This is a genomic window from Roseovarius mucosus, from assembly GCF_002080415.1.
Classification (GTDB): Bacteria; Pseudomonadota; Alphaproteobacteria; order Rhodobacterales; family Rhodobacteraceae; genus Roseovarius; species Roseovarius mucosus_A.
Genome location: NZ_CP020474.1, coordinates 624,164 through 650,451, shown reverse-complemented (window position 1 = coordinate 650,451; position 26,288 = coordinate 624,164). Strand labels below are relative to the sequence as shown.

29 protein-coding genes and 1 tRNA gene are annotated in these 26,288 nt (G+C 59.7%); 12 read left to right on the top strand and 18 right to left on the bottom strand.

Features of this window, described 5'->3' with window-relative positions:
• Positions 1-185: 185 nt before the first annotated feature.
• Together ROSMUCSMR3_RS03110 and ROSMUCSMR3_RS03105 are read left to right on the top strand one after the other, a co-directional pair.
• Positions 186-1,073, top strand: coding sequence for an FAD:protein FMN transferase (locus ROSMUCSMR3_RS03110; protein WP_081506416.1), 888 nt, complete (start codon positions 186-188; stop codon positions 1,071-1,073).
• Positions 1,074-1,240: 167 nt separating this feature from the next.
• Positions 1,241-2,260: a glycosyltransferase family 10 domain-containing protein gene (locus tag ROSMUCSMR3_RS03105; protein WP_081506415.1), complete on the top strand. Its 1,020-nt coding sequence runs from the start codon at positions 1,241-1,243 to the stop codon at positions 2,258-2,260.
• Positions 2,261-2,267: 7 nt separating this feature from the next.
• On the opposite strand, the gene ROSMUCSMR3_RS03100 is transcribed toward ROSMUCSMR3_RS03105, so the two are convergent.
• Positions 2,268-2,537: a hypothetical protein gene (locus tag ROSMUCSMR3_RS03100; protein WP_081506414.1), complete on the bottom strand. Its 270-nt coding sequence runs from the start codon at positions 2,535-2,537 to the stop codon at positions 2,268-2,270.
• Between the two features lie 119 nt (positions 2,538-2,656).
• Between ROSMUCSMR3_RS03100 and ROSMUCSMR3_RS03095 the strand changes: the two genes are divergently transcribed.
• The gene (locus ROSMUCSMR3_RS03095; protein WP_081506413.1) at positions 2,657-3,097 is read left to right on the top strand and encodes a DUF6314 family protein; all 441 of its coding nucleotides are present in this window, start codon (positions 2,657-2,659) and stop codon (positions 3,095-3,097) included.
• A 9-nt stretch (positions 3,098-3,106) separates the two neighbouring features.
• Positions 3,107-3,841 carry a heme-dependent oxidative N-demethylase family protein gene (locus ROSMUCSMR3_RS03090; protein WP_081506412.1) on the top strand — a complete coding sequence of 245 codons (735 nt, stop codon included), beginning with the start codon at positions 3,107-3,109 and terminating at the stop codon, positions 3,839-3,841.
• A gap of 21 nt (positions 3,842-3,862) precedes the next feature.
• On the opposite strand, the gene ROSMUCSMR3_RS03085 is transcribed toward ROSMUCSMR3_RS03090, so the two are convergent.
• The 5 genes from ROSMUCSMR3_RS03085 to ROSMUCSMR3_RS03065 all read right to left on the bottom strand — a co-directional run bounded on the left by ROSMUCSMR3_RS03085 (position 3,863) and on the right by ROSMUCSMR3_RS03065 (position 8,392).
• Positions 3,863-4,555, bottom strand: a complete 693-nt coding sequence (locus ROSMUCSMR3_RS03085; protein ID WP_081506411.1) for a hypothetical protein — start codon at positions 4,553-4,555, stop codon at positions 3,863-3,865.
• Between the two features lie 83 nt (positions 4,556-4,638).
• Entirely contained in the window at positions 4,639-5,442 is an 804-nt protein-coding gene (locus tag ROSMUCSMR3_RS03080) for a lytic murein transglycosylase (protein WP_081508536.1), read from the bottom strand.
• 106 nt (positions 5,443-5,548) lie between these two features.
• Complete coding sequence (locus tag ROSMUCSMR3_RS03075) at positions 5,549-6,421, bottom strand: hypothetical protein (protein WP_237183529.1); 873 nt, start codon at positions 6,419-6,421, stop codon at positions 5,549-5,551.
• Positions 6,422-6,616: 195 nt separating this feature from the next.
• Positions 6,617-8,023 carry a type I glutamate--ammonia ligase gene (glnA, locus tag ROSMUCSMR3_RS03070; protein ID WP_081506409.1) on the bottom strand — a complete coding sequence of 469 codons (1,407 nt, stop codon included), beginning with the start codon at positions 8,021-8,023 and terminating at the stop codon, positions 6,617-6,619.
• Positions 8,024-8,053: 30 nt separating this feature from the next.
• Complete coding sequence (locus ROSMUCSMR3_RS03065) at positions 8,054-8,392, bottom strand: P-II family nitrogen regulator (protein ID WP_008282302.1); 339 nt, start codon at positions 8,390-8,392, stop codon at positions 8,054-8,056.
• Between the two features lie 172 nt (positions 8,393-8,564).
• Here ROSMUCSMR3_RS03065 and ROSMUCSMR3_RS03060 point away from each other — a divergent pair, with 172 nt between their 5' ends.
• Positions 8,565-10,145 carry an NAD(P)H-hydrate dehydratase gene (locus tag ROSMUCSMR3_RS03060; RefSeq protein ID WP_081506408.1) on the top strand — a complete coding sequence of 527 codons (1,581 nt, stop codon included), beginning with the start codon at positions 8,565-8,567 and terminating at the stop codon, positions 10,143-10,145.
• Here ROSMUCSMR3_RS03060 and ROSMUCSMR3_RS03055 read toward each other — a convergent pair.
• On the bottom strand, positions 10,082-10,579 hold the full coding sequence (locus ROSMUCSMR3_RS03055) for a Hint domain-containing protein (protein WP_081506407.1): 498 nt from the start codon (positions 10,577-10,579) through the stop codon (positions 10,082-10,084). The two genes, ROSMUCSMR3_RS03060 and ROSMUCSMR3_RS03055, sit on opposite strands and share 64 nt — an antisense overlap.
• Positions 10,580-10,753: 174 nt before the next feature.
• Between ROSMUCSMR3_RS03055 and ROSMUCSMR3_RS03050 the strand changes: the two genes are divergently transcribed.
• Together ROSMUCSMR3_RS03050 and tig are read left to right on the top strand one after the other, a co-directional pair.
• Positions 10,754-10,838, top strand: a tRNA-Leu gene (locus tag ROSMUCSMR3_RS03050).
• Positions 10,839-10,956: 118 nt separating this feature from the next.
• Entirely contained in the window at positions 10,957-12,288 is a 1,332-nt protein-coding gene (tig, locus tag ROSMUCSMR3_RS03045) for a trigger factor (protein WP_081506406.1), read from the top strand.
• Positions 12,289-12,416: 128 nt separating this feature from the next.
• Here the strand turns inward: tig and ROSMUCSMR3_RS03040 are convergent, their stop codons facing one another.
• The 5 genes from ROSMUCSMR3_RS03040 to rpsF form a co-directional block, all read right to left on the bottom strand.
• On the bottom strand, positions 12,417-13,211 hold the full coding sequence (locus ROSMUCSMR3_RS03040; RefSeq protein WP_081506405.1) for an acyl-homoserine-lactone synthase: 795 nt from the start codon (positions 13,209-13,211) through the stop codon (positions 12,417-12,419).
• A 188-nt stretch (positions 13,212-13,399) separates the two neighbouring features.
• Positions 13,400-14,074: a LuxR family transcriptional regulator gene (locus ROSMUCSMR3_RS03035; RefSeq protein ID WP_008282295.1), complete on the bottom strand. Its 675-nt coding sequence runs from the start codon at positions 14,072-14,074 to the stop codon at positions 13,400-13,402.
• A 421-nt stretch (positions 14,075-14,495) separates the two neighbouring features.
• Positions 14,496-15,098 carry a 50S ribosomal protein L9 gene (gene rplI / locus ROSMUCSMR3_RS03030; RefSeq protein ID WP_081506404.1) on the bottom strand — a complete coding sequence of 201 codons (603 nt, stop codon included), beginning with the start codon at positions 15,096-15,098 and terminating at the stop codon, positions 14,496-14,498.
• 11 nt (positions 15,099-15,109) lie between these two features.
• Positions 15,110-15,337, bottom strand: a complete 228-nt coding sequence (rpsR, locus tag ROSMUCSMR3_RS03025; protein ID WP_008282293.1) for a 30S ribosomal protein S18 — start codon at positions 15,335-15,337, stop codon at positions 15,110-15,112.
• A gap of 29 nt (positions 15,338-15,366) precedes the next feature.
• Entirely contained in the window at positions 15,367-15,792 is a 426-nt protein-coding gene (rpsF, locus tag ROSMUCSMR3_RS03020) for a 30S ribosomal protein S6 (protein ID WP_008282292.1), read from the bottom strand.
• Between the two features lie 235 nt (positions 15,793-16,027).
• Between rpsF and ROSMUCSMR3_RS03015 the strand changes: the two genes are divergently transcribed.
• Both ROSMUCSMR3_RS03015 and ROSMUCSMR3_RS03010 read left to right on the top strand, forming a co-directional pair.
• Positions 16,028-16,537, top strand: a complete 510-nt coding sequence (locus ROSMUCSMR3_RS03015; RefSeq protein WP_237183528.1) for a hypothetical protein — start codon at positions 16,028-16,030, stop codon at positions 16,535-16,537.
• A gap of 132 nt (positions 16,538-16,669) precedes the next feature.
• Positions 16,670-17,245 (top strand): YceI family protein, encoded by a 576-nt coding sequence (locus ROSMUCSMR3_RS03010; protein WP_008282290.1) that lies wholly within the window; start codon positions 16,670-16,672, stop codon positions 17,243-17,245.
• Positions 17,246-17,306: 61 nt separating this feature from the next.
• Here the strand turns inward: ROSMUCSMR3_RS03010 and ROSMUCSMR3_RS03005 are convergent, their stop codons facing one another.
• The 6 genes from ROSMUCSMR3_RS03005 to ROSMUCSMR3_RS02980 form a co-directional block, all read right to left on the bottom strand.
• Positions 17,307-18,515, bottom strand: coding sequence for a DegT/DnrJ/EryC1/StrS family aminotransferase (locus ROSMUCSMR3_RS03005; RefSeq protein WP_081506402.1), 1,209 nt, complete (start codon positions 18,513-18,515; stop codon positions 17,307-17,309).
• 123 nt (positions 18,516-18,638) lie between these two features.
• Positions 18,639-19,943: an NAD(P)/FAD-dependent oxidoreductase gene (locus ROSMUCSMR3_RS03000; RefSeq protein WP_081506401.1), complete on the bottom strand. Its 1,305-nt coding sequence runs from the start codon at positions 19,941-19,943 to the stop codon at positions 18,639-18,641.
• A 48-nt stretch (positions 19,944-19,991) separates the two neighbouring features.
• Positions 19,992-21,359, bottom strand: a complete 1,368-nt coding sequence (locus ROSMUCSMR3_RS02995) for a glutamine synthetase family protein (RefSeq protein ID WP_008282287.1) — start codon at positions 21,357-21,359, stop codon at positions 19,992-19,994.
• Positions 21,343-22,038 carry a type 1 glutamine amidotransferase gene (locus tag ROSMUCSMR3_RS02990; protein ID WP_008282286.1) on the bottom strand — a complete coding sequence of 232 codons (696 nt, stop codon included), beginning with the start codon at positions 22,036-22,038 and terminating at the stop codon, positions 21,343-21,345. Before ROSMUCSMR3_RS02990 ends, ROSMUCSMR3_RS02995 begins: the two co-directional genes overlap by 17 nt.
• A gap of 47 nt (positions 22,039-22,085) precedes the next feature.
• Positions 22,086-23,402, bottom strand: a complete 1,317-nt coding sequence (locus tag ROSMUCSMR3_RS02985; RefSeq protein ID WP_081506400.1) for a glutamine synthetase family protein — start codon at positions 23,400-23,402, stop codon at positions 22,086-22,088.
• Between the two features lie 181 nt (positions 23,403-23,583).
• Positions 23,584-24,276, bottom strand: a complete 693-nt coding sequence (locus ROSMUCSMR3_RS02980) for a M48 family metallopeptidase (protein WP_008282284.1) — start codon at positions 24,274-24,276, stop codon at positions 23,584-23,586.
• A 242-nt stretch (positions 24,277-24,518) separates the two neighbouring features.
• Here ROSMUCSMR3_RS02980 and ROSMUCSMR3_RS02975 point away from each other — a divergent pair, with 242 nt between their 5' ends.
• The 3 genes from ROSMUCSMR3_RS02975 to ROSMUCSMR3_RS02965 all read left to right on the top strand — a co-directional run bounded on the left by ROSMUCSMR3_RS02975 (position 24,519) and on the right by ROSMUCSMR3_RS02965 (position 26,267).
• Positions 24,519-24,857 carry a DMT family transporter gene (locus tag ROSMUCSMR3_RS02975; protein ID WP_008282283.1) on the top strand — a complete coding sequence of 113 codons (339 nt, stop codon included), beginning with the start codon at positions 24,519-24,521 and terminating at the stop codon, positions 24,855-24,857.
• Between the two features lie 83 nt (positions 24,858-24,940).
• Complete coding sequence (locus tag ROSMUCSMR3_RS02970) at positions 24,941-25,357, top strand: Fur family transcriptional regulator (RefSeq protein ID WP_008282282.1); 417 nt, start codon at positions 24,941-24,943, stop codon at positions 25,355-25,357.
• Positions 25,350-26,267, top strand: coding sequence for a cation diffusion facilitator family transporter (locus tag ROSMUCSMR3_RS02965; RefSeq protein ID WP_198385572.1), 918 nt, complete (start codon positions 25,350-25,352; stop codon positions 26,265-26,267). Before ROSMUCSMR3_RS02970 ends, ROSMUCSMR3_RS02965 begins: the two co-directional genes overlap by 8 nt.
• The last annotated feature ends 21 nt before the right edge of the window (positions 26,268-26,288 follow it).

Here is a 26,288-nt window from a genome sequence, read left to right as displayed (position 1 = left end):
AGTCATCTTTTTTTTCCTGCGCTCTGCAAAAGTTGACCTCGATCAAGTTTCACCATTTGGAAGCCGCCTAGGGTCGACACAGGCCCAATGTGTGGTGTTCGTTTTGCAAGTGTCATGAGTGGTTCGGGTGTGGGTATCGCGAACGAGGGTCTTGCCCTGAAAATGATTTTTATAAAGAGAACGCCATGATCACGACCCGCCGCCGTTTCCTCAGTATTACTGCTGCCGCTCTTGCGGCCCCCTCTGCCGCCATGGCTGCGCAAACTGCGCATTGGCAGGGTCGCGCCATGGGCGCACCGGCTCGCCTTGCCATTGCGGGTCTTTCCCCTGACGCGGCGCGCCCAGTCTTTGCGGCCATTGAGGCCGAGTTGGAGCGTCTTGAACAGATATTCAGCCTCTTTCGCCCCGACAGTTCCTTGAGCTGGCTCAACCGCTCTGGTCGTTTGGTCGCGCCCCCGCCCGAATTGCTCGACGTGCTGCTATTGGCGGACCGACTGCACCACGCATCGGGCGGAGTGTTTGATCCCACGGTTCTGCCTCTGCTTGAGGTCGGCACATTTGGACACGCGCGCGCCAAGGTTTTTGGGTTGATTGGCTGGGACAAGGTTTACATTGACCCGCGCGAAATCTGTTTTGCCAAGACAGGCATGGCGCTGACGCTGAATGGTATCGCTCAGGGCTATATCAACGACAAGATCGCCGACCTCATGCGTGCCCGTGGCTTGACGGATGTGATGCTTGATATTGGGGAATTGCAGGGTATTGGCCAGTGCCCCTTGCACAGACCTTGGCAGGCGCGGATCTTTGCCACGGACGGGGCCTATGAGGATCATATCGTCCTGCGCAACCGGGCTGTGTCTACAACGCGACCGTTTGGCGGGCTTCGCCCCGGTGGGGGGGATCACGTTGTTTGCCCCGACGGGCATACGCCTTTTCACTCCATCATCACAGTCTCAGCACCCAGAGCTGCTGTTGCGGATGGCCTGTCGACCGCGCTTGCGCTCATCCCGCGCGAAGAGACCCTTGCGGTCGTGGCGCAATTTCCGGGCGCACGCATCGAAATGATCCGCTGAGGCGGCTGTTGCGGGCTGTCAGGGTCTGTTGGTCAGATGGTCAAGCCTTGTTTCGGGCTTGTTGATCGCACAGATCCTGACATGCAGCACAGGCCCGGATCGGCGTTGCGCCTTTGTGGTTCGATGGGTATCTTAGGCGCCAGTTTACCGGAACCAAAGGGCGGGTATTGACAATCAAGGTGCATCCCTTTGGCGATTATGCGCACCGTCAGCCCTTGGCCTATGATCCCATTCGCCGGGCCTGCGCGCCCGCGATTACGGTCACGGATACGTTTGATGCGGCGGATATCATTCTGCTTGCCCATACCAAGGACCTCGATCGCCATGCCGAGGCGTTAGCGCCACGACTGGCGGCGCATCAGCGCCTTGTGCTCTTGTCAGAAGAACCACTTTGGGATTGTGTCTGGGCCAAAGATCCGCTCACCCCTGCGCAGGTCGTTGAGACTGAAGCGGGGCCTTTGCCCTATGTTTTCCTCAACCATGTGACATCCGACATCTATGAGTTTGAGCGGATTCCCTACTTCCTTTTGACGGATTACGCCTATCCCACGCGCTATGGGTGTTGGTTCGCGGAAAACGCGCGTCTGTCACAAGAGGATTGGACGGCGCGGTTCGCTGCAGTAAAATGGGATATGGCCTTTGTCGCCGAATACCGGGACGAGCCGCGCTTTGATGCGGCCTTTCCTGAGGCCGGGTTTTACGGCCTGGGGCGTTGGCGGACACGGCTGGCATTGGCCTGCACCGGCGAGCGGCTGTTGCGGATGGGGGCCGGGTGGAATGTGCTGCCGCGCAGGCAGACCCTGCCGGATTGGCATCTTGAGAAATACCTTGATCTGCGCGGTCGCTGCGCTGTGCTTTCGGCGGTCGAGAACACCTATCACCGGTCCTATATCACGGAAAAGCTGTTCGACAGCCTCGCGATTGGCGCTGTGCCGCTCTATGTCGCGGGGGCGGATCACCGGGTTCATGACCTGCTGCCGCAGGGGGCATTTGTCAACCTCAACGGTCTGACGCCAGAGGCGGCGGCAGAGCGGATAGCCGGGTTTACAGCCGATCCACAGACCTTGTCCGCCTATTGCGAGGCGCAGGCGCGGATGGCGGCGCTGTTCAACACGCCATCCCTACTTTGCGCGGAATACGAGCGCTTGGCGCAGGCGTTGACGCGCAACCTTGCTGCGCTGATCTGATCCGGCATCATTTTCCGCGCGTGAGCAGGCGCCGTAAGGGGGCCGTAATGCGCCAACTGCGCGAGGCCAGAACAGCGTTTAGATGCGCCTGCGCTTGGTTCAATTCGGCCTCAAGTGTTTGGACCCTCTGCGCACAGGCGGCGGTTTCTGCCTCTTGCCGTTGCCGTTCGGCATAGGCATGCTCCAGCGCGCGTTGCACCTGATGCAACTGTGCCAACAGGATTTGCTCGCCCGGTGTTGCCTGCGGGTTGGGGTCGGTATGCCGCGTCGTGTTCATGGCCTCTCCTGCAGATACCTCGCGATCTTATGCCGCTCGAACGGTGGCGTCCATTGTCGTGAGCGGCCGCTTGGCCAGTTGGCTTGCGAATCGCCGCGGACTGCCGCAGGGGATAGACCATGACACACACCATCACCCTTGATGATTTTACAGGCGTCTGGACGCTTGAGCGGGTCATTCAACATGAGGATGGCGCTTCGGCTCGGTTCAGCGGGCGCGCCGTCTGGAAACCGCAGCCCAAAGGTTTGGCCTATCATGAGACCGGCGAGATGGTGCTGGAGACAGGCGCACGGTTTCTGGCTGAGCGGCGCTATCTGTGGTCCGTGGATCTGTCCGTCTGGTTCGAGGATGGGCGGTTTTTTCACACAGTGCCGGCTCAGGGCGGGCCGACCGCGCATTGGTGTGATCCGGATCAGTATGACGGGCATTACGATTTTGCGGATTGGCCCGCCTTTACGGTCACGTGGCATGTGCGCGGCCCGCGCAAGGATTACCGGATGGAGACGCGCTATCATCGTTCAGACGATTTTGCGGATGCGGCGGCGCAGGCGCTTGGCTAAGTTTGCGGTATGACAGAGATTCTTCAGACCCGATTGCCCTATGATCCCGAGGCCGCGCATGCCCTGCCGGGTATTTCCCCGCTCTTGATGGCCGACTGGTTGCAGGTCGATGAGGCCTTTGCCGGTCAGATGGCCGAGCGTGCCCGTCTTTTGTCCGAACAGCGCGCCGAGGTTCTGGCGGTCACAGACGGGGCGGGTCCTGCGGCGGACGAGCTTTTGCAATTTGTGCTGGATTGGTTGCAGGAATACGGCCAAGCCTATGGTGTTTCCGCAAAGCAAGTGCAGCGCCCCGATGGTGTCATTGTGCCGATTGATCGCACTGATCCCATGGGGACTTTGGGGCAACTGGTGCAAGAGGATCTTTGCCTCATGGAACGGCGGGGCGATGAGCATGTTTTGACCGCCGCAGTTCTGTGCTTTCCGGCAAGCTGGCACCTTGCGGACAAGATTGGTCGGCCCCTGACGACCATTCACGTGCCGGTCAAGACTTATGATGAGGCTCTTGCGCGCCGGGTGCAGCGGCTCTTTGATGGGGTGCAGGAGGGGCGGCCGCTTTGGCGGTTCAATGCCTTGCGCTATGCCGATCCAACCTTGCATCAGCCCCGATCGAGGGTGCAACCGAGCGCAGAGGCTGCGTATCCCTATTTGCGCAGTGAACGCCAATGCGTCTTGCGCCTGCCGCAAACGCGAGCTTGCGTGTTTTCGATCCATACCTACGTTTTGGCGCGCAAGGACGGCTGCTGAGTCGGTCTTTGGGATGCCAGATCAGCTCAAGAGCGGCTGTGCCTCCCGTAGGGTGGTATAGGCCAAAAGTGCTGCACCAAGCGGCGGCACATGCAAAAAGAGCGTAAGGCCAAAGGTGACAATCGTCAGCCGCATTGGCAAAGAGGCCTCTGGCACCGCCAATCGTGCGTCCACTGCATCCTCGGGGATGGGATGTTTGGGCCGCGCGCTGCTCTGGCCTCTATGCTCTTGACGGCGGGGTTTGGATTGTCGCGGGGCCGGGGTTGGGCGGCGATGCTGCGTGGCCTCATTGGCGCAACCGGACAGCAGCTCGAATGTCATGTCGAGCAGCGCGCTGCTGATGGGGCGGTTCGCGGCACCGTGCAGGACCGCGTCAAACGGCAGATAGCCGCGCACCCGTTCGACAAGACGCCGGGTGAGCATCTCATAGGCTTCTGGATCAAGCGTGATGTTGCGCTTGGCGTTGCGCGGCCCCACGGCCAGCACCAGATAACTGGGCTGGTCGAAGCCTTGGGCCGGAAGCCAGCCAAGTGCTATGCGCACTGCGTCCCGATCAATCAGCGCGATATCCTCGCCATCCCATGTCAGGCGGCGCAACTGCGGCGCAAGACGCTGAGACGCGATGTCAAACTCCTCGACAATGTCGGGAAAGTCCATTTCTGGAGGATCGAAAAACTCCAGCGCGGCGATCTGACCGTAATTCTGTCTGCTCATTTCATGCCCCGTTCTTGAGAGGGTTCAGATGAAACCGGACATACTTGGCACGTTTACTGTAGGAGAGGGCGGACGATTGTGCGTCAGCCCCCGTCGATTTGCGCGGCCATCAGGGCAATCGCTTTTTGATAGACCCCGGCGGCGTTCCATTGCTGGATCACGGCGAAATTCGGTTGACCTTCCTGATAGCCCTGTCCGGGTTGCCAGCCTTTTTGGCGCAGGAAGTTCGCGGTTGACGCAAGCGCGTCGGTCAGATTGTAGAAATCCACCCGCCCGTCGCCATTGGCATCAACCCCGTAGTTTAGGGCATTGCCCGGCAAGAACTGGGTATGCCCCAACTCGCCGTGTTTTGCCCCCTTGGTCTGGGCGGTGATTGCGCCACGATCCACCAACTTCAGCGCGCCAACGGCATGGGGCCGAAAGAAATCAGAGCGGCGGCAATCATAGGTCAGTGTGACGATGGCCGAAACAACGGCACTATCCCCCATGAACCCACCAAAGCCGGTTTCCATGCCGTGAATAGCAAGGAGCACCCCGGCTGGGACGCCATATTGACGCTCTAACGCGTCGTAAAAGGCGGCATCCTGTGCGCGCCGCTTGCGACCTTGGGCCACAATGGTGGGGGCCCCGCGAACCTGCATGAATTTCTCAAGACTGTACTTGAAGCTTTTTTGGTTGCGGTCCGCCGCAATGGTGCTGCTGGCATATTGCGCCCCGGCCAAGGCCTCGAGCCCTCTTGGGCCAACGCCCTCGGCGGCAGCCTCCTTGGCAAAGGCGGCCTTCCAATTTGAGAAGCCGTCCGCACTGTTGCCACAGGGCGCGGCGAGCGCGCTCGTGGCCAGCAGGCCGAAACCAAGAGCCATGGTGAGTGGCTGAAGGGGGCGCATCATGGTCGTGAACATTACAATCTCCCGTGAAATAGCTTTCGATTGGAGTGTAACGCGCCACGCGCGCGCCACAAGTGCGCCTCTGCGGGGAATTTTCCGGTCGAGGTCATCCCAAAAGGTCCTGCATGGCCTGCAGAGCTTGGGCTGTCGCGCCATTGACCTGCAGGGTGAGGAACAAGCCGGTCATCGCCGCCGTCTGAGAGGCGAGACGCAAGTTCTCGCCGCGCATGAGGTTGACAATGGCGAGCGCGGCAGCAACCGGAAGAGCAAAGAGCCCCAGCGTGATCGTCAATATCCAGACGCTCAGGCGCAGGGGGGCTGTGCTCTCGCGGATGCTGTCAGTTTGTATTGTGGCGGCGGGCGTTGTTTCAAGACTATCGCGAAAAACCGCACGCAACGCGCCAGTTACATGATCCTCCGGAGCGGCGTCGCTCTCTGAGACATAGCGTGCATGCAGCGCTTGATGCGTAAGTTCGATGTCTGGCAAGCGACAACGCGCTGCGGCGGCTTTGGGGTGCGGCACGATTTCAGCTTGTGGTGCGGCTGGCTCATACTCGTCCTGAAAGGTGACAGCCTCGAGAAACTCGGCATGACTGAGCAGGGCCAGCGGGTGAATCCATTGCACAAAGTCCGGGGCGAGCGTGCTGTGCAGCGCCCGCAGAACATGTGCCATGACCGACAGCGCCAATTGGGTCTGGGGCGGTGCCTCTGGATCGGTTTGCAAAAGGCTCAGCGCGAGAAAGTGCTCAGCGGGCTGAGACAAAGCGCTAAGCTTGTGGTCTTGCTGGATTTCAATCCGCAGAACAAAATGATCAGAATTCAGGTTTGCCTCGCAATCAGAAAGAATACGCAAGCCTGTTGTCTGCTCATCTAGCCAGTCAAGGACCATGCTGATCCGGTTGCCGATCCTGACGATGTCGAAGTTTCTCGTACCGAGAAATACTAGCCCTGCCGTTACCCTATGAGTGGAATTGGCCATGGGAGGTTCCATTATCTGCGTTGTGAGTGATCTATCTATGACAACCGAAGGTGGAGCCGATTTGTTTCAAATGAGGATTAATTTGGGCAATTCGTCAAAAATGCTGAGATTGATGCCAAACACGCAACGGTGAAAGGCATAAAAAAAGGGCACCCCGAAAGGGATGCCCAGAATTTACAATCACAAGCTGTGCAATCAGCAGCTGTAATACATGCCGAATTCGACAGGGTGCGGTGTGTGCTCGTATTTGTGGACTTCGTCCATCTTGAGCGCGATGTAGGCCTCGATCTGGTCTTTGGTGAACACGTCGCCTGCCAGCAGGAAATCGTGATCAGCGGCCAGACATTCCAATGCTTCGCGCAGAGAACCACAGACGGTCGGGATGTCTTTCAGCTCTTCGGCGGGCAGGTCATAGAGGTTCTTGTCCATGGCTTCGCCGGGATCAATCTTGGATTTGATACCGTCGAGGCCAGCCATGAGCAGAGCGGAAAACGCCAGATAGGGGTTTGCGCTCGGATCGGGGAAACGGGCCTCTACGCGCTTGGCCTTGGGGCTTTCGGTCCACGGAATACGGACGCAACCCGAACGGTTGCGGGCCGAATAGGCGCGCAGAACGGGGGCCTCGAAACCGGGGATCAACCGCTTGTAGCTGTTGGTGCCGGGGTTGGTGAAGGCGTTCAGCGTCTTGGCATGCTTGAGAATGCCACCGATGAAATACAGCGCCTCTTGGCTGAGGTCGGCATATTTGTCACCGGCAAAAAGCGGCTTGCCATCTTTCCAGATCGACATGTTCACGTGCATGCCCGACCCGTTGTCGCCATAGATCGGCTTGGGCATGAAGGTGGCGGATTTGCCATAGGCATGCGCCACGTTGTGAATGATGTATTTGTATTTCTGAATCTCGTCGGCCTGCTTGGTCAGCGTGCCGAAAATCAGACCCAGTTCGTGCTGGCAGCTTGCGACTTCATGGTGGTGCTTATCCACCTTCATGCCAATCCGCTTCATGGTCGAGAGCATTTCGGCGCGCAGGTCTTGGGCGTCGTCGATCGGGTTTACCGGGAAATACCCGCCCTTGAGGCCCGGACGATGGCCGGTGTTGCCCATCTCGTATTCGGTGTCACTGTTCCAAGACGCATCAACAGCGTCTACCTGATACGAGACTTTGTTGATGGTGTTCGAGAAGCGCACATCGTCAAAGATGAAGAATTCAGCTTCGGGGCCAAAATAGGCCACATCGCCGATACCGGACGACTTGAGATATGCCTCGGCTTTTTCTGCCGTGCCGCGCGGATCGCGATCGTAGGATTCGCCGGTGTCGGGTTCAACAACCGAGCAATGGATGCAAAGTGTCTTTTCCGCGTAGAACGGATCGACATATGCACTCTCGGTGTCGGGCATCAGCTTCATGTCGGAAGCCTCGATCGACTTCCAGCCAGAGATCGACGATCCGTCGAACATAAAGCCTTCTTCGAGGAAATCCTCATCGACCAGGTCCGCGACCACGGTCACATGCTGAAGTTTACCGCGCACGTCGGTGAACCGGATATCGACGTAGTCAACATCCTCATCCTTGATCAGCTTGAGAACTGCGTCTTTGCTCATTCTCTTGTCCTTTTCTTGTTAGGGTAGATTTCAGAGCGCGTCCGAACCGGACTCACCGGTGCGGATGCGAATGGCTTGCTCGACGGGGCTGACGAAAATCTTGCCGTCGCCAATCTTGTCGGTTTTGGCCGCGTCGATGATCGCTGCAATGGCCGCGTCCACCTGATCGTCATCGAGCACGACGTCGATTTTCACCTTGGGAAGAAAATCGACCACGTATTCGGCACCACGATACAGCTCGGTATGGCCCTTTTGACGACCAAAACCCTTGACCTCGATCACCGAGAGGCCCTGAATGCCAGCTTCCTGAAGCGCCTCTTTCACCTCGTCGAGTTTGAAGGGTTTGATAATCGCTTCGATCTTTTTCATCGGCTCGGCCTCTCGCGGTTACGTTCGGAACGTGCAGACCACTTCTCAGCAGGAGGCTCAATCGGTTAAGCTGGATTTTGCAGCGCCCCGGACGGGTTCAAAGAAGTAATTGCCTAACTTTTAGGCAAAATGCCGAAAAAAGCATCGAAAATAAAACGCAGAGGGGCCCGGTATGCTAGAAATTCTGACAGCCACTGAAATGCGCGCGCGGGAACAGGTGGCCATCGAGTCGGGCGGAGTAACTGGGCTTGATCTAATGGAGCGCGCGGGACGTGCCGTGGTCGACGCGGTGTTCGCTGAATGGCCGGAACTTGCGCAAACGCCACAAACTGCGGCGGTTCTGTGCGGACCGGGTAACAATGGCGGCGACGGTTTTGTCATCGCGCGGCTTTTAAAGGCGTGGGGCTGGGAGGTGGGTGTCTACCTTTATGGTGATCCGGAGCGGCTGCCACCGGATGCACGGATCAACCATGATCGGTGGTGCGCCATGGGATCTGTGCATGATCTTGCGCAGGCCTCTGTCGAGGGGCTCAAGGTCGCGTTGATGGTCGATGCGCTGTTCGGCACCGGTCTGCGACGACCGCTAGAGGGCGTGGCGCAGCAAGGCTTGAACCAAGTGGCGGCACGTGTTGTGGCCGTGGATCTGCCCTCTGGGCTGTGCAGCGACAGTGGGCGGGTGTTGGGCACAGTTTCAAACGCGGTCCGGGCGGCGCTTACGGTTACGTTTCACGCGCCCAAGCTGGGTCATGTGCTGGCGGATGGGCCCGCGGTCTGTGGTCGGGTCATGGTGGCGGACATTGCTCTTGCGGCGCAGGCTGGGGGCGCGGTCAGGCTGGTCGCGCCCCCGGACGCGCAAAGCCTTACCAAGGCAGAAACAGCACATAAGTTTGGCCATGGTCATGCGCTGATCCTGACGGGTGGTGCGGGCACGACCGGCGCGGCGCGTTTGGCTGCGCGCGCGGCGCTTCGCATTGGGGCAGGGGTGGTGACCCTTGGCGTGCCGCCCTCGGCACAGATGGAAGTGGCTGCCCAAATCACCGCGCTGATGTTGCGCCGGATTGAAGATGGCAAAACTTTGTACGCCGCGCTGACAGACAAGCGCATTACTGCGCTCTGCTTGGGGCCAGGAATGGGCACAGCGCGGGCGCGCGACTTGGTGCCGGTGGTGCTGCGCCATGAAAGCGCCCCGCGCGTGGTTCTTGATGCCGATGCGCTGACCGCTTTTGCCGATGCCCCTGAGACTCTCTTTGGCTTGCTGCACGAGGGCTGTGTTTTGACGCCGCATGGTGGCGAATTCGCGCGGCTCTTTCCCGATATTGCCGCGCGTTTGGCCGCGCCTGCCACACAAGGCCCTGCCTATTCCAAGGTTGAGGCCACCCGAGAGGCCGCCAAGCGGGCGGGCTGTGTCGTCCTTTTGAAAGGGGCCGATACCGTGATTGCTGCGCCAGATGGCGCCTGCGCCATTCATGCGGCGGCCTATGGGCGTGCAGCGCCATGGCTGGCTACGGCTGGCGCAGGCGATGTGCTGGCGGGGTTTGTCGCCGGGTTGCTGGCCCGTGGGTTTCCCCCGATGCAAGCCGCCGAAACAGCGGCGTGGCTACATGGCGAATGTGCGCGCTGCTTTGGCCCCGGCCTGATTGCCGAGGACCTACCCGAGGTCCTGCCCAAAGTGCTGCGCGCGTTGCCGGATCAGGCCGCGCGGGCGTCAAGCCGCATGTCGGCGTTGCTGGCCAATTCCAACCCGTCGACATAGAGGATGTGGGGGGCTGCGAAATCGAAGCTGAAGAGCGTCATTTCCTGCGCCGCCTCAAGCGTCACAAACTCGCCATCCACCAGCCGTGTCGCGGGCACGAGCGCCTGAGTGTCGCCAAAGAGCGCCTTAGCGCGCCAGTCGCGCACAAGCAAAAGCTGGCCAGCAGGCAGGGTCACATCCCGTTCGGGCCGGGTATGCCCGAGCGTGCCCGCCATGATCCGCACCGCCGCCGTGCGCAGCCTGTGCCGAGCGATGCCACGCAAGACCGCCGTGCCGCTATCGCGGGTGATCACACGATCCCCGACATTCAAATCGGCAACGCGCCGCTCGCCATCGAGGGTGAGAATGATGCTGTCGGCCAACAGGCCGCATGTGTCCACAGGTGGAAAGACGGCCAATCCGCCATCTGACCGCCCGACCGTTTTCGGTTTCATGGCGTGTCTCGCTTGTTTTCTGCCTCAGATTACATCCAGAATATGGCAAGATTGGGTTTATGTCCTGCTTTTTTTCGTCATGATCCTGTCAAGCCAAGCTTAATTTTCCTCTCGCATCCGGCGAGACGCTTTGCTAGACACCGCGCCAGCGGCCTGAAAGGGCGCGCGACGGATGCGGGTGTGGCGAAATTGGTAGACGCACCAGATTTAGGTTCTGGCGCCGCAAGGCGTGGGGGTTCAAGTCCCTCCACCCGCACCAACAGACCGGCGAAATCAGGCCGGATTCCCCTTGCACGTTGGCGGGGGCCTCAATAGAACACGCGTGATTTTGACCGCCGCGGACGCCTCCGCGGCCCGATGCATATGAGAGGACGAAAATGCAGGTCACCGAGACCCTGAACGAAGGGCTGAAGCGCGGCTACAAGATGATCTTGTCAGCCAAGGATCTGGACGAGAAGGTAAACGCCAAGCTCAAGGAGGCCCAGCCGGATATCGAGATCAAGGGGTTCCGCAAGGGCAAGGTGCCGCTGCCGCTCTTGAAAAAGCAGTTTGGCCAGCGCGTGCTGGGCGAAGCTATGCAAGAAAGCGTCGATGACGCGATGAAGGCGCATTTCGAAGCCAAGGGCGAGCGCCCGGCGTTCGAACCTGATGTCAAAATGGCCAATCAAGACTGGAAAGAGGGCGACGATGTTGAAATCGTCCTGAGCTACGAGGCTCTGCCCGCGATTCCCGATGTCGACCTCAAGTCACTGAAGCTGGAGCGTCTGGTCGCCAAAGCCGATGATGCCGCCGTTGATGAGGCGCTCAAGAACCTTGCCGAGAATGCGCAGGATTTCAAGGATCGCAAAAAAGGCTCCAAATCCAAAGACGGCGATCAGGTTGTGATCGACTTTGTTGGCAAGGTCGATGGCGAAGCTTTTGACGGCGGCAGCGCCGAAGATTATCCGCTGGTCATTGGCTCGGGCAGCTTTATCCCCGGCTTTGAAGAGCAGCTGGTGGGCGTCAAGGTTGAAGAGGTCAAGGCTGTGACCGTGACCTTCCCCGAGGCCTATCAGGCCGCGCATTTGGCGGGTAAAGAGGCTGTGTTCGATTGCACTGTCAAAGCAGTGAAAGAGCCTGTAGCCGCTGAGATCAACGACGAGTTGGCGCAAAAATACGGTGCCGAAGACTTGGCTGCGCTCAAAACTCAGATCTCCGAGCGTCTTGAGATGGAATATGCTGGGGCAGCACGTGCGATCCTCAAGCGTCATGTTCTGGATCAGTTGGACGAGAAGGTCAGCTTTGATTTGCCGCCAAGCATGGTGGACGCCGAGGCCAAGCAGATCGCGCATCAGCTTTGGCATGAGGAAAACCCTGACGTGCAGGGCCATGATCACCCCGAGATCGACGTGACCGAAGAGCATACCAAGCTTGCAGAGCGGCGTGTCCGCCTTGGTCTCTTGCTCGCAGAGTTGGGGCAGAAGGCTGAAGTGCAGGTCTCGGATGCGGAAATGACGCAAGCGGTTATGAACCAAGCGCGCCAATATCCGGGCCACGAGCGGGAGTTCTTTGAATTCGTGCAGAAGAACCCGCAAATGCGCCAGCAGCTGCGCGCGCCCATCTTCGAAGACAAGGTCATCGACTATGTGGTCGAACTGGCTGAGGTGACGGATAAAGAGCTGTCCAAGGAAGAGCTTGAGAAAGCCATCGAAGCGATGAACGACGAGTAATCGCCAGACACGTTCTGGAAAAAAATGAAGGGCCGCCCCGGGGAGAAGTGGGGCGGCCCTCTTCGTTCTAGCGCAAGTGACGTAGACGACAGTGCCGGTCGTCAGTCAGGATCGCGCGCCCCTGGGGGTCAGGCACGTTGATCCATGCGCGAACGAATCTTGTCCTCAAGAGCGGCCTTGAGCCGCAGAGCGGCAATCCGCTCTTTTTCCGAGGTTGCCGAGGCAATTTGCTCATCGCAATATTGCTCGAGTGGTGTTTTCGGTGTGACGTGGCCTGCAATCGCTGGCAGTGCGAGCGCCGCGTCATCGCTGATAAAAACGTCTCCCTCAACTCCGCCAAAGGCGCGGATGCGGTCGATTCGCTCGTCCGTGCAATCCAGCAATGCCGCGAGGGCGGGAACCTTGCCCATATCGGCAGTCTTGCCGACATAGTCATAGGGCGCGTTGCCTGAGCGTTTCAGGACCCGGTCCATCACCGGATCAATCACGGTCACAATGTCCGAAACACCCGCACGTTTTGCCGCTTCGAGTGAGGCGATCATCAGTTCGCAGGTCGCGTAAGAGACCGAGTTGCGATCACGTCCGCGCCCGAGGCGACGTGTGTCGACGCAGAAGCGAGTGGACTCCCAAAGGGTTGCGCTGCGCAATGGCGGCTCGCCATCGAGGATATCGGCAAAGACATCGGCCAGCATGTGCGGACCAGTGGTCTGCAGCGCGCGCACGCAGGATACGACATTTCCTTCATCGTCGAGACCCACGGCGTAGGCCGGGTTCAGGTCATCGAACAGATCGCGCTCGCGACCATCCTTCACTTCAACCTGCCAACCGAGTCGATCCCCAAAGACTCGTGCGCGCAGTTTGAACATCTCATCCAGCACATGGCTGAACCTGTCCTTATTGATGGCATCAATTACCAAAATCATCGTTGCGTCTCCCCAAAAGTGGCGTGTCCCGTGTGAGTGGTGTATTCGGCAATCTTGAGGTTAGTAAATTCCACGAAGTATACCATTGGGGAAATCCCGTAGCGGTGCGCACGAACACGCACCAAAGTGTGAAAAAATGTTTGGAAATGAAGGTAATGCTACGCCTTTGATGAAAGGCGGGATCGCGTTCAACGCGGATAGATCAAACCGAGGTTGATCGCACGCCCAATTGCCTGCGGAGTTGTCAGCGCATTGAGCTTTTGGCGCGCAGACCGCAGGTGCACTTCGACTGTGCGGTGCGAGATCGACAGGATATCGCCGATGTCCTGTTGGGATTTGCCCGCTGCTGTCCATTGCAGGATTTCAATCTCGCGGGTCGAGAGAGAGGGAGTGTTCAGCATCCGGGTTAGGGGATCGGACTGAATCACCATGTCATGCATATGCACAGCCGCTGCCTGAAGGTTACCGATGATCCCCGAGATCAACAGTTGCCATTCGCGTTCAGAACAATCGCGATTGATGCTGAGGCCGCCGACATCACCATAGGGGCCATGAATGGGAATCGTTAGCCCTCTATCCGATATCCCGAAATCACGAGCCGCCTGAAAAATGGTTTGAAACTCGGCCCCCCGTTCCAGCCTGTTCCAGTCAACCGGCGCGATACTGTGGCGCGCCTTGAGCAGGGTGGGGTCAATCTCGTAGTACTTGTGCTGGAGATAGTGAGAGGTCCAATCCGCGCCATAGGTCATATGCCCATGTGATTGCCCACTGATCGGATTCATTCCGGCATAGGCCACATGATCAAGCTCGAACCTGTTGCGCAGATCGTCAAGAAACTGCCTGAAGGGGTCGACCTGGATCATTTACGGTGCCCTCTTCGTCAGGTTGGGCGGACTGTTCGGTAGGGGAATGGAGATGAACAACATGCCCGTTCTACACTTGGGGCAAGTACTCTCATGGCTTTTCCCAAGGGACATTTTTTCAACACACAGGTGCTGCCTGTGGGGGGGCACCGCCCTATTCAGTCTGTGTGGATGTTCCATGTCGGGCGGACCCAAGAGTTGTGGTGACAGGGGAACTGGTTGGCCCCGAAACATTCGTCAGCAAAGACCATGACGATGGGGTTACAGCGCGAGAACCAAAAAAACACCAAACACTACGATCAAACAAAAGTGAACTCATCGTGAAGCGTAGCATTACATGGCTCATCTTGTCGACTACCACGTCACATAGCTGTGCCGCGCAGGGGGCTGCGCGGCACTTTATTCAGAACAATTGCCGAATTCAGGCGTTATTGTCGCGACGATCTGAATAATCGTCGTCTTCGCCGGCGGCACCACCGATGTCATCAAACAGTTCGGCAATCTCAAAGTCTGCGGCCTGATCGGCCTCGGCGGCGGCATCTTGGATGCTCTTGCCAGAGGCTTGCAGGGCTGCTTCTTCGACCGAACGCGCAACGTTCAACTGGATCGTGGCAACCACCTCGGGGTGCAGCGTGACGAGAACGTCATGCAGACCAAGGTCTTTGATCGGGCGGGTCAGGGCAACCTGCTTGCGCTCGACGGTAAAGCCATTCTCGGTGGCGGCATCAGCCGCATCACGGGTGCTGACCGAACCGTAGAGTGCGCCGCTGTCAGAGGCCTGACGGATGACAATGAACTGCTGACCGTTCAGCTTGTCGGCCATCGCCTCGGCTTCTTTGCGGGTCTCGAGGTTCTGAGCCTCAAGTTGCGCCTTGCGGTTTGCGAAATCGGAAATGTTCTTTTCCGAAGCCGACAGCGCCTTGCCCTGCGGCAGCAGGTAGTTGCGGGCAAAGCCGGGCTTGACGTCGACGACATCGCCCATCTGGCCAAGCTTGGCAACGCGTTCAAGAAGGATCACTTGCATCTGAGGTCTCCTTATTTCACGGCATAGGGCAGAAGGGCGAGGAAACGGGCACGCTTGATGGCGCGCGCGAGTTCACGCTGCTTCTTGGCCGAAACGGCGGTGATGCGCGACGGCACGATTTTGCCACGCTCGGAAATGTAGCGTTGCAGCAGGCGCGTGTCTTTGTAGTCGATCTTGGGCGCGCTATCGCCCGAGAACGGACAGACCTTGCGGCGACGGAAAAACGGTTTTGTAGCCATGGTTTATGCTCCTTGTCTCAGGGGATGGATCAGCGACGTTCGCGGCGTTCGCCACGATCGGGACGGTCCCCACGGTCGGGGCGGTCGCCACGATCAGGGCGGTCGCCGCGGTCGGGACGGTCGCCCCGCTCGTCACGCTTCTGCATCTGAACAGAGGGGCCCTCTTCATGCGCATCGACCTTGACGGTCAGCACGCGCATGACGTCGTCATGCAGACGCATCAGGCGTTCCATCTCTTGCACAGCGCTCGAGGGCGCATCGCTCTTGAGAAAGGCATAGTGGCCTTTGCGGTTCTTGTTGATCTTGTAGGCCATCGTTTTGACGCCCCAATACTCGTGCTCGACGAGTGTGCCACCATTTTCGGTCAGCACGGCACCAAAATGCTCGATCAGGCCTTCAGCTTGCGCGCTGGACAGGTCCTGACGCGCGATCATCACATGCTCATAAAGCGGCATGTTCACTCCATTTCTATCAAGGCGCATTTCATAGGACGGGCTTTGGCTCTTTCGCGCCCCATCCACGAGAGACTGCGCGGTTCATAACGATTGCGAAAGATTGGGCGCGTATACATCGCCCCGCAGGGCGGCGCAAGGCGCATTGATCCGGCCCGCAGAATGCCGCTGACCTGCCGCAATACGGACGAATTTGGTGGGCACGGTTGTGTTGTTCGAGGTGAAAAGGAGTATGACCATGGTTGCCCTTCCGGATTTTGAGCGCGAGTTCACGCACGCACCATTCGATTACCACGAGACCGCTGGCCATGCTCAGGCAGAGGCCCCGGCACTCGATCTTGGTCGCGCCACGCAGACCTTGTGCGGCAGTGCGCTCATCTTTTCGGCCTTCGGTCTCTGGCTGGTTTCTGCGGGCGCGCAGGACTCTGCCATGATGATGATCAAACTTCTTTTCTTTGTAACTCTGCTCTTCGCGGGCCTGATGTGTCTGAGCCGCGCGCGTGCGGTGCAGGCAGGGCCGGAAATTCAGGTTGATGTGATGAACCGCCGCCTACATGTGATCGCCCCGGTTGCGGGCGGTCGGGCCGCGCGGGTTGCGGTCCATGATCTTGACAGCCTTTCGGAACTGTCGATGCGGGACCGCGTGCTGACAGCGCGCGATGCCGCCGGTCGTCAGATCGTCGCGATGAAGATCGAGGATCGTGCAACGGCCAAGGCCCTGCGTCGTGCTTTGGGCTTTCCAGCCTGAACCAAGCGGGGACCTGATGTTGGCAGGTGTTCGCCAATCCACAGAGGTTGTTTGAAACTACGGGATTGTGATTTGGTCCCAGAGCGCCAAATGTGAACAGGTAAGTCACATTTCACCCTCTGGAGGTTTCCGATGAAGAATATCCTGCTCGCCACAGCGCTTGCTTTGACCGCGACTGGCGCGGTTGCTGCCCCTGAAAAATATGAGCTAGACCCGAGCCACAGCCAGGTTGTGTTCTCTTACAACCACTTGGGCTTTTCCACGACCTACGGCATGTTCTCTGGCTTTGCGGGTGAGATCATGTTCGACGCCGAAGACCCGGCCGCCTCGTCGGTCAATGTGTCGATGCCGGTCATGTCGATGTTCACCGGTTGGGAAAAGCGCGACGAGCATTTCATGTCCGAGGATTTCTTTGGCGCGACTGAGGGCGATATGGTCACCTTCACCTCGACCGGGATCGAGGTTACGGGCGACACCACTGCCCTCATCACGGGCGATCTGACCATGAACGGTGTGACCAAGTCGGTCGTGCTCGATGCGCGCCTCAATCAAAAGGCCGATGCACATCCGATGAACAGCAAGCCTTGGGTCGGGTTTGACGCCACCACAACGCTGCTGCGTTCGGATTTCGGCGTGGATAAATTCACGCCCTTCGTCAGCGACGAGGTTGCGGTGCAGATTTCCGTCGAAGCCGGCAAAGCCGAGTAAGGCGCAAGCAGAGCCCCATCGGGCCGTCCGTGGAGTGCGGGCGGCCCTTTTTTATTTCGGGTCAGGTGCCGTAGGCGCGGCTGCGGCCCATCACATCCTCTGCCGCCAGGACCAGCGCATCGGCGATCAGATCAAGATCGGGGCGGGTCAGGCGCGCGGGCAGGCGGGTGTCGCAGGCGCGCATCAACATCGCGCGGGTTTTTGGCAGCACTGGGGCCGCACCCGGCAGAAACTGCCAGTTCCAAAAGGCGCGGGCATTATCGGTACTCAGGCCAAACACCTGCACCTTGATGCCGCGGTCCGCCGCCGCTTGGGCAAAGGCGCGGGTGTCGTCTTCGGTCATCCCCTCCAGATTGAATTGGATGGAGTCTGGCGCGCGCTCTTCACGGGGTAATTTTTCGGGCACCTGCATCCAAGGCGAGGTATTGATCCGCGCCGCGACATAGTCATGGTTGGCCCGCCCATCGCGCACCCGCCGCGCCACTTCGGCCAGTTGAGGGCGGATGATTGCCGCAGACAGGTTGTTGAGCCGCAGATTGTAGAGCGGCAATTGGTTCTGAGCACGGGCAAACGCCGCCTCAAGGGCTGCATCCGGTGCTGTCAGATGCTTGGCCCAGTTGTGCTCATAGGCACCCGACATGATGACGGCGCGGGCGATCAGATCGGCATCGTCGCTGACCATGATCCCGCCTTCGCCAGCATTGACCAGCTTGTAGGATTGAAAGCTGAAACAGCCGATTTGCCCGATGGTGCCGATGTTGTGCCCGCCCCATGTGGTGCCAAGCGAATGTGCCGCGTCCTCGATCACTGGAATGTTCCGCGCTGCGCAGAGCGCCATGATCGCATCCATATCCGAGGTATGGCCGCGCATATGGCTGATGATCACCGCCTGCACCGTGTCTAGACGTGCCGTGAAATCGGCGATGTCGATGCGATAATTCTCGCCCACTTCACAGAGCACGGGCACACAATCGGCATGCAACACCGAAGACGGGACGGCGGCAAAGGTAAAGCCGGGGATCAAGACCCGCGCATCGCGCGGCAGGCCAAGCGCCTTGAGTGAGAGAAACAGCGCGGCCGAGCAAGAGGACACGGCCAGCGCGTATTTCGAGCCCAGAAGTGCAGCAAACTCCCGCTCCAGCAATGTTACGGGGGCATTTTCCGGAGCGGTATACCGGAAGAGATCGCCCGATTGCAGCATCCGGTCGATTTCCGCGCGGGCGGCTTCCGGGATGGGTTCTGCGTCATAGACATTAGGGGCAAGGGCCATGTTTTCGGATTTCCTGAAGCTAGGTTTCGGGTTTCCGGAACATATAGGCGTTAATTGTGACAGTTTGTCAAAGAAAACCCCACTGGCGATGGGGCAAAGGGCAATATCACGCTGATGATTGAATCAGAGACCGAGGCGGTCGCGCAGCGAAAACCATGTCATCGCCAGCACCAAAAGTGGGCTGCGCAGGGCGGTGCCCCCCGGAAACGCCGGGGCCGGGACGCGCGCCATGCAGTCAAACCCGGATGCCTCGCCGCGTACGGCCTCGGCCATCAGGCGGCCCGCATGGGTGGCTGTGCCCACGCCATGCCCGGAATAGCCCGAAGCGGTCAGAATATTAGGCGCAAGCCGTGCCAGATAGGGCATCCGCCGCATCGTGATGGCCAGCGTGCCGCCCCACGCATAGTCGAGCTTTGTGTCGCGCAGATGCGGAAAAATCTCGAGCATCGGTTTGCGCACGGTGGCACGGATATCCTTGGGAAAGCGATAGCCATAACTCTCGCCGCCACCGAACAGCAGGCGCTTGTCATGGCTGAGGCGAAAGTAATTGACCACGAACTTTGTATCCGCGACCGCCACGTCGCGCGCCAGCACGCGGGCTGCTGCATCCCCCAAAGGTTCTGTTGCCACGATGAAATTGTTGATCGGCATGACCCGCGCGGCGACCTTGCGCTCGAGCCCGCCAAGATAGCCGTTGCAGGCCAAAATAAGGTGATCCGCCTCGATTGATCCCGCATCGGTGGCAACGCGCAGCTTGGCACCGCGGGTGATCTGATGCACGGCAGAGCCTTCGTGGATACGCACGCCTGCCGCAAGAGCGGCGCGCGCGAGGCCGAGCGCAAGGCCAAGCGGGTGCAAATGTGCGGCCCCCATATCCAGAGTGCCGCCGTGATAGGCCGGCGAGGGGCAGAGTGCTGCAAAGCCTGCTGCATCCAGCTTTTCGATCTGCTCATATCCGTATCGCGCGGCCAGATGATCGGCATAGTCGTGTTCCGCCGCCATTTCGCGCGCCGAGAAACAGGCATGTGCCACACCGGGTTTTAGATGACAGTCTATTCCATGTCGCGCGACGAGGGATTTTACCAGATCCTTGGCCTCTTCGGCCAACTGCCAGAGGTGCCGGGCATCCTCTGCGCCCACCAGACGTTCCAGCGCGGTTTGTTCCATCCGCTGACCGCTGCCCAATTGCCCGCCATTGCGCCCCGATGCGCCAAAGCCCACGCGCTGCGCCTCGAGCAGGACGACATCAAATCCCGCCTCTGCAAGGTGTAGCGCCGCCGAAAGGCCAGTATAGCCCGCGCCCACCACGCAGACATCGGCCCGCTCTGTGCCGCGCAACGGCGCGAACTCTGGCAGGGGTGTGGCCGTAGCCGCATACCAGCTTGGCGGATAGCTGCCGCGCCGGTCGTTGGAATAGAGCAGGTTCATGGCTTCTTCTTGGTGCAAATACTCATTAGCACGCCCCTGCCGCGCGGCTCAGACGTTGAGAAGGAGATGCTCACGCTCCCATGGGCTGATGACCTGGAGGAATTCCTCGTATTCGGTGCGTTTCACGATGGCGTAGACACGGGCAAATTCCGGCCCGAGGATCTCGTGCAGCGCCTTGGCCTCTTCGAACATATCAAGCGCGTCGCCCATGACATTGGGGATATCCGGCTCACCGGAATAGGCGTCGCCTTTGAACTGTTTGTCGGGCCAATCCTCGTTGAGGATACCCAAGAGACCGCAGGCAAGGCTGGCCGCGATGCCCAGATAGGGGTTGCAATCCATACCCGCCATGCGGTTTTCCACCCGCCGCGCCTCGGGGCCCGAGAGCGGCACGCGAATGCCCGTGGTGCGGTTGTCGCGGCCCCATGCAAGGTTGATCGGCGCGGCGTGATCCTTGACGTAGCGACGGTAGGAATTGACATAGGGGGCCAGCACCGCGATGGCCGAGGGCAGGTGTTTCTGCAAGCCGCCGATAAAGTGGAAAAACGCGTCGGTTTCACCGCCCTGTGGCCCGGCAAAAATGTTGCGGCCTGTTTCCATGTCGAGGATCGAGTGGTGGATATGCATGGCACTGCCAGGCTCGTCGGCGATGGGTTTGGCCATGAAGGTGGCAAAACAGTCATGGCGCAGGGCGGCTTCGCGGATCAGCCGTTTGAAATAAAACACTTCATCCGCCAGTTTGATCGGATCGCCATGGCGCAGGTTGATTTCCAGCTGCCCGGCCCCGCCTTCTTGGGTGATGCCGTCGATCTCGAACCCTTGCGCTTCGGCGAAATCATAGATGTCGTCGATCACGGGGCCGAATTCATCGACCGCTGTCATGGAATAGGCCTGACGGGCGGCGGCGGGGCGACCGGAGCGGCCCATCATCGGCTTGATCTCATGCGCCGGGTCGAGATTGCGGGCCACGAGGAAGAATTCCATTTCCGGGGCGACCACGGGGTTCATGCCATGGGCGTGATACATATCGACCACCCGGCGCAGCACGTTGCGCGGGGAAAAGGGGATGGGCGCGCCTTCGCGGTCAAAGGCGTCGTGGATCACCTGCAGCGTCCAGTCGGCCGTCCAGGGGGCGGCGGTGGCGGTGGACATGTCAGGGCGCAGGATCATGTCGCGCTCGATAAAGCCGCCTTCGCCGGCTGCTTCGCCCCAATCGCCTGTAATGGTTTGGAAAAAGATGGAATCCGGCAGGTGAAAGTATTTCTGCCTGGCGAATTTTGTGGCGGGCACCGCCTTGCCGCGTGCGATGCCGGGCAGATCCGAGATGATGCATTCCACCTCGTCTAGGCGGCGGTTCTCCAGATAGGTCTGGGCTGTTTTGGGCAGGGAATTTGTAAGTTCACTTAGATCGGCCATGGCTGGCACCTCGTTTGAAAAACTCCGCCATGCGGGCGGCTATCGTTGCATTTGCGGTGGGATGGTCAAGTTTTGACTTGGCCGCTGCAATCAGGTCTGGGGGCACCACGCCGGGTGCGCGGTGGTGAATAAGGCGGTCGATCATGGTGGCGGTAAACTCGGGATGCGGCTGGATCGTGTAGATCCGATCACCATAGAGCAGGGCCGCATTCTCGCAAAATGCGCTTGAGCCAACCACTTCGGCCCCTTTGGGCAGTTCCGTGACTTGATCTTGATGCCAAGCGTTGAGGGGCAGGCGCTGGCCTTCGATGTCATAGTCGGTGACGCCCACCTGCCAGCCGCCGCCGAATTTCTCGACCTTGCCGCCCATGGCCTGCGCGATGATCTGATGGCCAAAGCAGACACCCACCAAGGGACGCCCGCTCGCGTGGATGTCGCGGATCAGCTGTTCCAGCGGCGCGATCCAAGGATGGTCCTCATAAGCCCCATGTTTGGAGCCGGTGATGAGCCAGCCGTCTGCGGCGTCCGGTCCGGTAGGGAATTCTTCATCCACCACGTTGTAATGATCGAACTCAAACCCGTGCCCATCAAGCAGCTGGGCGAACATCACCTCGTAGTCACCCAACTCGTCTTGGACGATGTCGGGGGCGTGGCCGGTTTTCAGGATGCCGATTTTCATGGCGGTCTCTTGATTTGATCAAATTAAGGCGGGGTTGCCCCTTCAGGCTACACCGTTTCGAGATAGGTCTTCCAGTGGTCTTCTTTGGGAATCGGCGACATATAGGCCAATTCCTGACGCTTGGTCATCACGAGGTTGCGGATCAGATCGGGGTGAAAGATGCGCGCCATCATGGCATCCTGTTCAAACCAGTCAATTGCCGTGGCCCAATCTGCGGCCAGTTGCGGCATCTCGACCTCGTAGGCATTGCCGCTGATGGGCGGGGGCGGGGTAAGCCCCTCTTCGATCCCGGTGATCGCGGCGCCTAGAATAGCAGCAAAACTGAGATATGGATTGATATCGCCGCCCGCAACGCGGTGCTCGATGCGGCGCGCAGCGGGCGGGCCGCCGGGAATGCGGACCGCTGTGGTGCGGTTCTCATAGCCCCAGCCCGCACCGGTTGGCGCATGCGCGCCGGGAACCAGTCTTGCATAACTGTTGGCATGTGGCGCAAAAATCAGCGTGGATGGCGGCATTGCTGCAAGACACCCGGCGACGGCGGCGCGCAGGACGTCGGTGCCAGCCGCTGTGCCATCGTTGAAAACATTATTGCCGGCCTTGTCCATCACCGAGAAATGCATATGCATCCCGTTGCCGGTGTCATCCTCGAAGGGTTTGGCCATAAAGGTGGCGACATAGCCGTGTTGGCGGGCCAAGCCCTTGATAAGCGTCTTGAAAAGCCATGTGTCATCAGCGGCGCGCAGGGCGTTTTGGTGATGCAGGGTCAATTCGAACTGGCCAATCCCCGCCTCGCTGACGGCGGTCTCGACCGGAAGGCCCATTTCCAGACCGGCGTCGTACAAGGCGCTGAGAAATCCGTCGAACGCATCCATCTGGCCGAGCGAAAGAATGCCAGGAGACTTCATGCGGCGGCCATTGCGGGGGTCGCGTATGTTCTTGAGAGTATTTCCTTTTCCGTCCACCAAGGTGAACTCTAGCTCGGTCGCGGCGGCGACATGCCAGCCGTAGGCCGCGTAGCGATCCAGCACGGCGACCAGTGCGTGGCGGGGATCGCCGGCAAAGGGCGTGCCGTCTTCGTGGTGCATGACCATGGGCACAAGGCCCTGTGGCACTTCGAGCCAGGGCAGGGGCACCGGGCCACGGTCGGTGGGCAGGAGCACGCCGTCGATGTCGCCCGTATCAAAAACGAGGGGCGAGTTTTCAATGTCTGCCCCAAAGATATCAAGATTTAGCGATGAGAGCGGCATACGCACGCTACCTGTGCTGAGTTTGTCGGCATGGGCGGCGGGAAGGCGTTTGCCGCGCATCCGGCCATTGAGGTCACAGGCAGCCACGCGGAAGGTCTGGAACTGTGTAAGATCCATTGGAAGAAAGTCCTGATGATGATTTTGTAACAGCCTAGCCCGGCAATGGGGGGCTTGCCAAGATAATTTGATCAAAAAATTTGAAGGGTGACGAATGGTAAGGTTTGTAAGGTTGGTACGGGGGTTTTGTAAGGTGGTTGGGGGTGAGAGGTCCTCGGGTCAAGCCCGAGGATGACGGGGATCAGGGCAGGCTTTGGTGCCAGCGGTTTTCGAGCTTTTCGATGGCGGCGATCCGTTCGGCGGTCTTGGGGTGGCTGAGCAACCATGCGGGCATGGCGCCGCCCGCACCGTTTGTTAACGCTTCGAGTTTTTCAAACAGCGATTTTTGCGGGGCGGTGCCGATGCCCGCCTTGGTCAAGAGGGCGGCGGCATAGGCATCGGCCTCATACTCGTCGCCGCGCGAGAGGCGGGCAGCGAGCAGCGTGGTCAGACCATTGGCGATCCAGACGCCCAGACCGGGTATGAAGCGCGACAGGATCATGGCAAGGGCGGTGCGCAGGGCGTTCTGCCCGGAAAAGTCGATCATCCGGCGGCGCGAATGCCCCAAGGCGACATGGCCCAGTTCATGCGCGATGACCGAGGCCATTTCTTCGGCTGAAACCTCGCCGGTCTGAAACTTGCGATAGAAACCACGGGTGATGAAAATCCGCCCGTCAGGGGCTGCCAGACCATTTACCGGGTCAATCTCGTAGATATGCACCCGCACGCGGGGCAGGTCGAGCGCACGGGCGAGGCGGTCTGTCATCGCCTTGAGCTTGGGGTCGGCCAATTCGGTCGATTGCGCATCCAATTCCCGCGAGGTGCGCCAGACCGAGAAGCGGTACATGGCGAGCGCGTAAAGGATGGCGAGAAGGATCGGGGTGAATTTCAACATGAGGGGAATATGGGGTGGGGGGAGGGGGCTGGCAAGAAGGGTTTAAGGGGATTGGGGTTCGCTGAGATTTGCATCAAGAGATGAGCCGCGCGGCCCGGCGATCCGCGCGGCGGCGCGACGCGCCTTGTTCCGCGCGGGGTTTCCGAGCAAGGCGCAAGCGAAACCCCGTCCCTTTCCCGGTGGACGCCGCGCGCGCCCTCGCATAAGTCTGGGCGCGACTGCCCAAGACCGGAGCGCGTGCCATGATCCCACAGGTCTATCTGATCCTCTTCCTTGCCATTCTCGCTGAAACAGCGGGCACCACGGCATTGCAAGCCAGCCAGCAATTCACCCGGTTCTGGCCGTCGGTTCTGGTGGTGGTGGCCTATGCGATCAGCTTTTACCTTCTTGCGCAAACGCTTAAGGTGATGCCCGTGGGCGTGGTCTATGCGGTCTGGTCGGGGCTGGGGATCGTGTTTATTGCCTGTATTGGCTATGTGGTCTTTGGTCAGAAGCTGGATCTGCCCGCGATCATCGGGACCGGCATGATCCTTGCGGGGATCGTGGTCATTCAGTTATTCTCGCGCACAACGACACATTGAGTGTCCAGACTGGGCGGCAAAGGGGCTGGTCAGTACCGCCCCTTGCGGGTAAGGCACCGCCGCAAGAGAAGATGAGGCCGCCCATGACTGAGACCATCACCGAGCGTTGCGAAGCCAAAGGGCTGCGCATGACGGAGCAGCGCCGCACGATTGCGTCCGTGCTGGAAGGGTCGGATGATCATCCGGATGTCGAGGAGCTCTATGCCCGCGCCTCGGGGCGTGACCCTCGGATCTCGATTGCGACGGTCTATCGCACCGTCAAGCTGTTTGAAGAGGCGGGCATTCTCGACAAGTTGGAATTCGGCGACGGGCGCGCGCGCTATGAGGATGCCGAGCGCGACCATCACGATCATCTGATTGATATGAATTCGGGTGAGGTGATCGAATTTGTCGATCCTGAGATTGAGGCGTTGCAAGACAAGATCGCTGAAAAGCTGGGGTATCGCCTGATCGGGCATCGGCTCGAACTCTATGGCGTGCCGATCAAATCCGGTGAGTGACGCGGGCACCGTCAACGCGCGGGTGATGCGGCTGGCGATTGGCAGCCTCATCGTGGGGTTGATCGTGCTGGCGCTCAAGGCGCTGGCTTGGGCGCTTACCGGGTCACTGGCGCTGATGTCGGATGCGCTGGAGAGTCTTGTCAATCTGGCCACGGCCCTTGCGGTGATTGTCGCGCTGAGGGTGGCGCGGCGGCCTGCGGATGACAATCACCCGTTCGGGCATCACAAGGCAGAGTTTTTCTCGGCGGTGCTCGAGGGGGTTTTAATCGTCATTGCGGCGCTCTTTATCCTGCGGGAGGCCTATGACGGGTTTCAAGCCCCGCGCGCGATGGATGCGCCCCTGCTGGGCATGGCGATCAATATGGCGGCGGGGACGATCAACGCAATCTGGGCGCTGGCGCTTATCCGCAACGGGCGGCGCTATCGCTCGCCGGCGTTGGTGGCGGATGGCAAGCATCTGATGACGGATGTGGTGTCTTCTGTGGGCGTGCTCTTTGGGGTGGGGCTGGCGCTGGCGACGGGGTGGCTCTGGCTTGATCCGGCGATGGCGGTTTTGGTGGCGGTCAATATCCTGTGGTCGGGCAGTATGGTGATCAAGGCCTCGCTGAGCGGGTTGATGGATGAGGCGGTATCCGAGGCGGAACTGGCCACCATCCGGCGGGTGATCGAAACGGCGGCCAGCGACGATGCCGCGTTGCAGGCGCATGATCTGCGCACCCGCCATGCCGGGCCGGTCACGTTCATCGAATTCCATCTGGTGATGCCGGGCGCAACCACGGTTGAGGCGGCGCATGATCTTTGCGACCGCATCGAGGCGGCGCTGATGGCGGCACTGCCGGGGGCGCGGGTCACGATCCATGTCGAGCCCGAGCATAAGGCCAAGCATAGCGGTCATGTTGTGCTGTCATAGCTCTGCCGCTTTTTTGGGCAG